5 protein-coding genes and 1 pseudogene are annotated in these 6,404 nt (G+C 72.0%); all 6 read right to left on the bottom strand.

From position 1 onward, the window contains the following. Nucleotides 1-174: pseudogene (locus AC067M_RS40810) on the bottom strand (alpha-ketoacid dehydrogenase subunit beta); the annotation flags it as partial. A 1-nt stretch (nt 175) separates the two neighbouring features. Continuing rightward, on the bottom strand, nt 176-1,279 hold the full coding sequence (gene pdhA / locus AC067M_RS40805; RefSeq protein ID WP_478702065.1) for a pyruvate dehydrogenase (acetyl-transferring) E1 component subunit alpha: 1,104 nt from the start codon (nt 1,277-1,279) through the stop codon (nt 176-178). Further along, nucleotides 1,276-2,127, bottom strand: coding sequence for a hypothetical protein (locus AC067M_RS40800; protein WP_478702064.1), 852 nt, complete (start codon nt 2,125-2,127; stop codon nt 1,276-1,278). The genes pdhA and AC067M_RS40800 overlap by 4 nt, the downstream gene beginning before the upstream one ends. 305 nt (nt 2,128-2,432) lie before the next feature. After that, nucleotides 2,433-3,923, bottom strand: coding sequence for an MFS transporter (locus tag AC067M_RS40795; protein WP_478702063.1), 1,491 nt, complete (start codon nt 3,921-3,923; stop codon nt 2,433-2,435). Nucleotides 3,924-3,944: 21 nt separating this feature from the next. Beyond that, nucleotides 3,945-4,172 carry an acyl carrier protein gene (locus tag AC067M_RS40790; protein WP_478702062.1) on the bottom strand — a complete coding sequence of 76 codons (228 nt, stop codon included), beginning with the start codon at nt 4,170-4,172 and terminating at the stop codon, nt 3,945-3,947. After that, nucleotides 4,169-6,091, bottom strand: a complete 1,923-nt coding sequence (locus tag AC067M_RS40785; RefSeq protein WP_478702061.1) for an HAD-IIIC family phosphatase — start codon at nt 6,089-6,091, stop codon at nt 4,169-4,171. Before AC067M_RS40785 ends, AC067M_RS40790 begins: the two co-directional genes overlap by 4 nt. Nucleotides 6,092-6,404: the final 313 nt, after the last annotated feature.

Genomic DNA, 6,404 nt, shown 5'->3' with positions numbered 1-6,404 from the left:
CGGGGTGTCGATGACGCGGCTTTCGCCGAAGTCCTTCTGCAGGCCGTCGGTGACGCGGAAGACGCCACCGAGTTTGCCGACGTCCTCGCCCATGACGATGACCTTGGGGTCGGCCTCCAGGGCACGGCGCAGCGACTCGTTGATCGCCTTGGCCAGAGCCAGCTTCTCGGGCATCTCACTTGACCCCTTCCGCGTCCGCGAACGACGCCTGGTAAGCGGCGAACTGGGTGCGCTCCTCGTCGACGAGCGCGTGACCGTCCGCGTACACGTGCTCGAACATGGCCGTGGGCGCGGGGGCGCGCATCGAGCGGACCTGGTCGCGGAGGCGGGCGGCCAGGATGTCGGACTCGCGGTCCACGTCGGCCAGGAAGCCCTCGTCCGCCCAACCCGCCTGGGTGAGGTGGGTCTTGAGCCGGCTGATCGGGTCCTTGGCGGCCCACTCCCGCACTTCCTCGTCGTGGCGGTAGCGGGTGGGGTCGTCGGAGGTGGTGTGGGCGCCCATCCGGTAGGTGTACGCCTCGATCAGGGTCGGGCCCTCACCGGCGCGGGCCCGCTCCAGGGCCCAGCGGGTGGCGGCGAGGCAGGCCAGGACGTCGTTGCCGTCCACGCGGACGCCGGGGAAGCCGAAGCCCTGGGCGCGCTGGTAGAGGGGGACGCGGGTCTGGCGTTCGTTGGGTTCGGAGATGGCCCACTGGTTGTTCTGGCAGAAGAAGACCAGGGGGGCGTTGTAGACGGCCGCGAAGTTGAAGGCCTCGCCGACATCGCCCTGGCTGGTGGCGCCGTCGCCGAAGTACACGATCACCGCGGAGTCGCCGCCGTCCTGGGCGACGCCCATGGCGTAGCCCGTCGCGTGCAGGGTCTGGGAGCCGATGACCAGGGTGTAGAGGTGGAAGGCGTGGTCGGCGGGGTCCCAGCCGCCGTTGTTCGCGCCGCGGAACATCGCGAGCAGGTGCAGCGGGTCGACGGAGCGGCACAGGGCGACGCCGTGTTCGCGGTAGCTGGGGAAGACGTGGTCGCCGTCGGCGAGGGCGTGTGCGGAGCCGACCTGGGCGGCTTCCTGGCCGAGCAGCGAGGGCCACAGGCCCAGCTCGCCCTGGCGTTGCAGGGTGGTCGCCTCGGCGTCCACACGGCGGGCTCTGACCATGTCGCGGTACAGGGCGCGGAGATCTTCGGGGGTGATGCCGTCGACGTACGTGTCGAACTCGGCGTGCTCGGTGTGCTCCGCGTTCTTGACGCGCTCGCCGTCGGGCGTCAGCAGCTGGACCAGGTCGGTTGTCATACGGCTTCTCCGGGGAAGGGCAGGGGGACCGAGCGGTTCAGGGCGTCGTCGTAGACGGTGGCGAAGGGTTCCAGCCAGGGGGCGGTTGTGGTGAGGAGGGCTGCTGTGCCGTCGTCGCCGAGGGTGGTGTGGACGGTGGTGAGGGTCGGGGCGGGGGTGGGATCGTCGTGGTCGGGGAGGGCCAGGTCGACTCGGAACACACCGAACTCCAGGCCGAGGTGTTGTACGGCGCGTTCGGCCTCCGTCGCGATCGTCGTCCATGTGGGGCCGGGGAGGTCGGCCGTGTGTGGGGGGCCGTCGGGAGGGAGGGTGGCGATGAGGGCTACGTGGGGGCGGGCGGCGGTGAGGACGCCTACTGCGGTGAGGTGGATGGGGTTGTCGTTCGTGGGAGGTGCGACGAGGAAGCCGGCTGCTGCGAGGGCCTTGCGGCAGGCGTCGGGGTTCTGGATCGTGCGGATCACTTCGGGGCGGTTGCCGGGGAGGCCGAGGGCGGTGGCGGCCGCCGCGGCGGATTCCTGTACGTCGGGGCGCAGACCCAGGACGATGTCGAAGCGGTGGCCGCGGGCGGCTTGGCGGCGGGCCCAGGCGACGCAGACGTCGGGACGGGTGACGTCCAGGCCGGAGGAGGTGTCGGCGAGGGTTGCGGTGTCGGGGGTGCGGGTGGTGAGGAGCGCTGCGCGGTCGAGGACGTGGGTGGTGATGCCGGAGGACCAGGCTTCGAGCAGGGCGGGGATGGCGGTGGGGGTGGAGGCGCCGAGGAGGAGGGCTACGGGGGTGGGGGTTTGTGCTTGTGCTTGTGCGTGTGCCTGATGCGGGGCCGGCGCTGACCGGGTGTGCTGGTCGATCATGTGCCTGCCTTCCGGGGCGTCAGGGGGAGCTGGGTGAGCTGTGCGGGTGGGCCGGTGCGGGGGTGGGGTGGGTGTCGCTCGCCCGCGCTCGCGGGGTGCCGCTGCGCCCACCCGTGCCACCCCAGCGGCACGACTGCCCGCAGCTGGGCGGGACGTGCCGCTGGGGCGGCTGTGGGGCTAGTGTCCTGCGCCGTTAATCCGTCGGTAGTTTCGACGTGCCGCTCCGGCCCAATCCAGGCGGCCGACCGGGCGACTTGACCGATCGTGGCGCAGCAGAACTGCCTACGAACTTCGGGCGCAGGACACTAGGACTTCTTCGGGGTTTCCTGGGGGCGGCCGCCGAAGGCGAAGAGGCCGATGGCCAGGTTGATGGCCACCCAGATGAAGAGGACCAGGAAGCCACGCTGGAGGGCGTCGGTGAGGGGGGCGCCGTCGGAGAGGCGGGACGCGACTACCGTGGCGGTGACGGCGAGGCCGAGGGCGCCGCCGATCTCGCCGGCGGCGTTGAGGACGGCCGAGGTGGTGCCGGCGTCCTCTTCCGTGGCGTCGCGCGTGCCGACCACCGGGGTGGTCATCAGGCAGAGGACCAGGCCCACGCCCAGCAGGGCGGTCACGGGGAGCAGCAGGGACCAGTAGCCCGCGTCCGACGGGGCGTTGGACATGAGGACCAGGACGCCGGCCAGGAGGATCGTGCCGATGGCGTACGGGACTCGGGGGCCGTACTTGGCGATCAGGACCGGGACGGCTCCGGAGACGCCGAGCATGGCGAGGCTGGTCGGGATGTAGGCGAGGCCGACCTCCAGCGGGCTGTAGTGCAGCACCAGTTGCATGTACTGCGGCAGCATGAAGAAGGAGGGCAGCATCAGGCCGGCCGAGATGAGCTGGGCGATCGTGCCGGTGGCGACGGACCTGCGGCGCAGGAGCGACAGCGGCAGCAGCGGGGCCTTCGCGGTGCTCTCGACCCGTACGAACACGGCCAGCAGGACCACCGCGGCGACGAGCGCGGTGAGGGCGGTGGTGTCGCCCCAGCCCTTCGTGCCGGCCTGGACGATGCCGAAGACCAGGGACAGCAGGCCCAGGGTGCCGGTCGCACCGCCCGCCACGTCGGCGGCGGGACGGGGGCCGGTCGGGGCGCTGCGCGGGATGTACACCAGGCAGGCGAACAGCAGCACGGCGCCGATCGGGATGTTGATCAGGAACGCCAGTCGCCAGTCGACGTCGGTGATGGCGCCGCCGAGGAGGGTGCCGAGGCTGGCGCCGACGCCCATGACGGTGCCCCAGATGCCGAGCGCCTTGGCGCGCTGGTCGGGCTCGGGGTAGGTGGTGACCAGGATGGACAGCGCGGCCGGGGACAGCGCGGCGGCGCCGATGCCCTGGAGGGCGCGGCCGCTCAGCAGCAGGCCGCTGCCGTCGGCGACGGTGCACAGCAGTGAGCCGGCCGTGAACAGCACGAGGCCGACGGCCAGGACGTTGCGGCGGGCGAACACGTCGGTGAGGCGGCCGCCGAGCAGCATCAGGCCGCCGAACAGCACCACGTAGATGTTCATGACCCACTGGAGGTTCGTGGCGCTCAGCCCGATGTCGGCCCGCAGTTGCGGGAGCATCACGTTGGCGATCGTCGCGTCGAGGACGCAGATCAGCTGGGCGGTGGCGACCAGGAAGAGGACCAGGCCGCGCTTGACGGTGGCCGGAACCGCCGGAGCGGTCGGCTGCTGGAGGGCGGGCGCCTTCGCCGGCGCCTTCGTGGGGGCCGGTGCGGGCCCGGTGCGGGCCGTGTCGTGGGCGTCGATGCTCATGAGGGTGCTCTCCTTTCTTCCTCAGGCGGCTTCGGCGATGCGGGCGTAGATGGCGGACAGGCTGCGGTCGGCGAGCAGCTTGCCCACCGGGACACGGCTGCCGGTCTCGCGCTCCACGGCGGCGACGAGGCGGATCATGTGCATCGAGTCCCAGCTGACGACGTGGTCGAAGTCGGCGTCGAGGTCGTCGATACCGAGCGGGAGGTCGAGTTCGTCGCGTACGAGGTGGATGAATTCCTCTTTGGTCATTGGGGTGACCCTTCCAGGGCGGAGTCGAGCTGGATGTGGGACGGCACGGCCGGAAGGTCCTCCAGGTCGTGCCGGAAGCGGAGTTCGTCGTCCGCGGTGTGCGTGGTGGTGAAGCCCAGGGAGGGCCAGAACTCCCGCACGTTCTTGTTCTTCTTGGTGGGCCGGTAGCTCGCGGTGACCTCCGCGGCACCGGTCGCCCGGGCGTGGGCGAGGAGGGCGGCGACGGCGGTCTGCTCGATGCCGCGGGCGAAGACCCGGCAGGACAGGAGCATGTTGTCGACCCGCAGCGTGTCGCCGTCGCGCTGCGCGAACACCGCGCCGACGACGCCGTTGTCGCCGAAGCGGTCGGCCGTACGGATCACCAGGACGAGATGGTCGTCGGCGGTGGTCCGCTCGGTGACGTCGGCGGCCTGGAGGCGGACCGTCGTCAGGTTGAACTGATTGGTGCGCAGCGACAGTTGGGCGACCCGGTCGATGTCGCCGGGCGCGGCCTCGGTGAGCGTGACCCGGACGCCGAGGCGGGCCAGGTACTCCTCCTGGGAGCCGGCGCTCTCCAGCAGGTCGGCGCGCTCGGACTCGGTGCGGTAGAGGGCGGCGCGGGCGCGGTCCTCGGCGGTGAGGCGGGCGGTGTCGAACCAGCCGTCGGCGAGCAGCTTCTCGACGTGCAGGGCCGGTTCGTCGTCCAGGCGGACCACGGCGACCTGGGGCAGGCTGCCGGCGACGAGGCCGCACTCGAAGGGCGAGTCGTCGACGAAGACGAAGCTGTCGACGCCGAGGTTGAGCTTGCTCGCGATGTCCTGCAGATTGGCGTCCTTGGGCTGCCAGTTGGCGTTGATGCGGGCGAAGTCGGCCTCCCGCAGCACCATGTCGGGGTGTTCGCGCACGACCTGGATCACGTTGTCGTGGTCGTTCTTGCTGCTGACGGCGAGCAGGACGCCCTGTGAGCCGATCTGGCGGACCAGGCGCTGGAAGGTGCCGAACGCCTCGCCGCGGAAGGTGGTCGCGGCGGCGATGCCGTCCGGGCCGTCGTCGCCGAGGACGCCGTCCCACAGGGTGTTGTCCGCGTCGACGACCAGGACCTTCTTGGTGCGGCCGCGCAGCATCCGCGCCAGGTGGGCGACCTCGCGGGCGTAGCGGGCGAGCAGGTCGTCGCCGAGGGCGGCCTTCGCGTACGCGGCCATGCGCGGGTCGTTGAGGGGAGTCCCGGCGGCGACGAGCGGGTCGAGGTCGATGACGTGGACGCGCGGGTTGGCGAGCGCCAGGCGCAGCAGGCCGCTGTTGAAGTCGCGCCAGGCCACACCGGCGTGGGCGCGCGACTCGTGGTCGACGAGCTGGTGGGTGACCGTGCGGGGCAGTGGCACCGTGTTCAGGACGAGTACGGCCGTGGAGTGCGCGGTGAACGTGCCGGCCAGCCGCTCCAGTTCGGCGAGCTTGCGCCGCGTGGCCTTCGCGAGGTCCTCGACCTGCCAGGGCGAGCCCAGTTCGTCGAGGAGCAGCTGCGGGTCGAGGACGCACAGGGTGAGGTCGACGTCGGCGGCGTACAGGGTGCTGTCGGTGTCGCGCAGGTCGCGCTGGTAGGCGTCGAAGTCGCTCAGCCGGGTCTCCACCAGCACGCCGTGCCGGCCGAACTCGGCGGCCAGCGGGGCGCCGAGGCCGCCCAGCGTGGAGTGGCCGGTGACGGCGACCACCGCGGTCTCGGTCTGCGGCCAGGCGTCGAGGACCTGCTCCCGGTCGAGCTGGGCGAGGACGGACCCGGCGCGCCTGAGGTCGGCGTCGGCGCCGGTGGAGGCCAGTTCCGCGAGGAGCGGCGCGATCTCCGGGTACCGTTCGGCGAGTTGGCCGTCCTTGCGCAGGGCGCGCAGCGCCTGGAGTGGCGTCTGCCGGGTTTCCGGCGTGGCCGGGCTGGATACCGTGGTCAATGCTCTCTCCTCACGTTCGCCGCGATCGGCTGGGCCACCGGCTACGCAGTCGCGCCGCCCACGGCCAGGCTGATCGACTCCGCTTGAGCCCCACTCGCACGTCCCTGCACCCGCCGGTCGAGGCCGCACGCGCGAGTGGTGGTGGCCGGGGCGGGCTGTCATGGCGGGCTGTGCGGGTGGTGCGCGTGGCCTGGCCGGGGTGCTCTTGCAGCTCGGGTGGCCGCGGTCGGCCGGGCACGGCGGCTGCGGTCGGCCGAGTACTGCCGGGTCGCCCCGGTCGGGTGCTGGCGGGTGGTGCCGGTCGGGTGCTGGG

The sequence above is a fragment of the Streptomyces sp. NPDC043427 genome, assembly GCF_056436655.1.
The sequence above is the reverse complement of the archived record's forward strand: the minus strand, read 5'-3'. Positions and strand labels throughout refer to the sequence as shown.

Bases quoted from the DNA above. Each gene is read 5' to 3' on its own strand.
- AC067M_RS40800 (WP_478702064.1), bottom strand. From the start codon at position 2,127: ATGATCGACCAGCACACCCGGTCAGCGCCGGCCCCGCATCAGGCACAC.
- AC067M_RS40790 (WP_478702062.1), bottom strand. From the start codon at position 4,172: ATGACCAAAGAGGAATTCATCCACCTCGTACGCGACGAACTCGACCTC.
- AC067M_RS40795 (WP_478702063.1), bottom strand. From the start codon at position 3,923: ATGAGCATCGACGCCCACGACACGGCCCGCACCGGGCCCGCACCGGCC.
- pdhA (WP_478702065.1), bottom strand. From the start codon at position 1,279: ATGACAACCGACCTGGTCCAGCTGCTGACGCCCGACGGCGAGCGCGTC.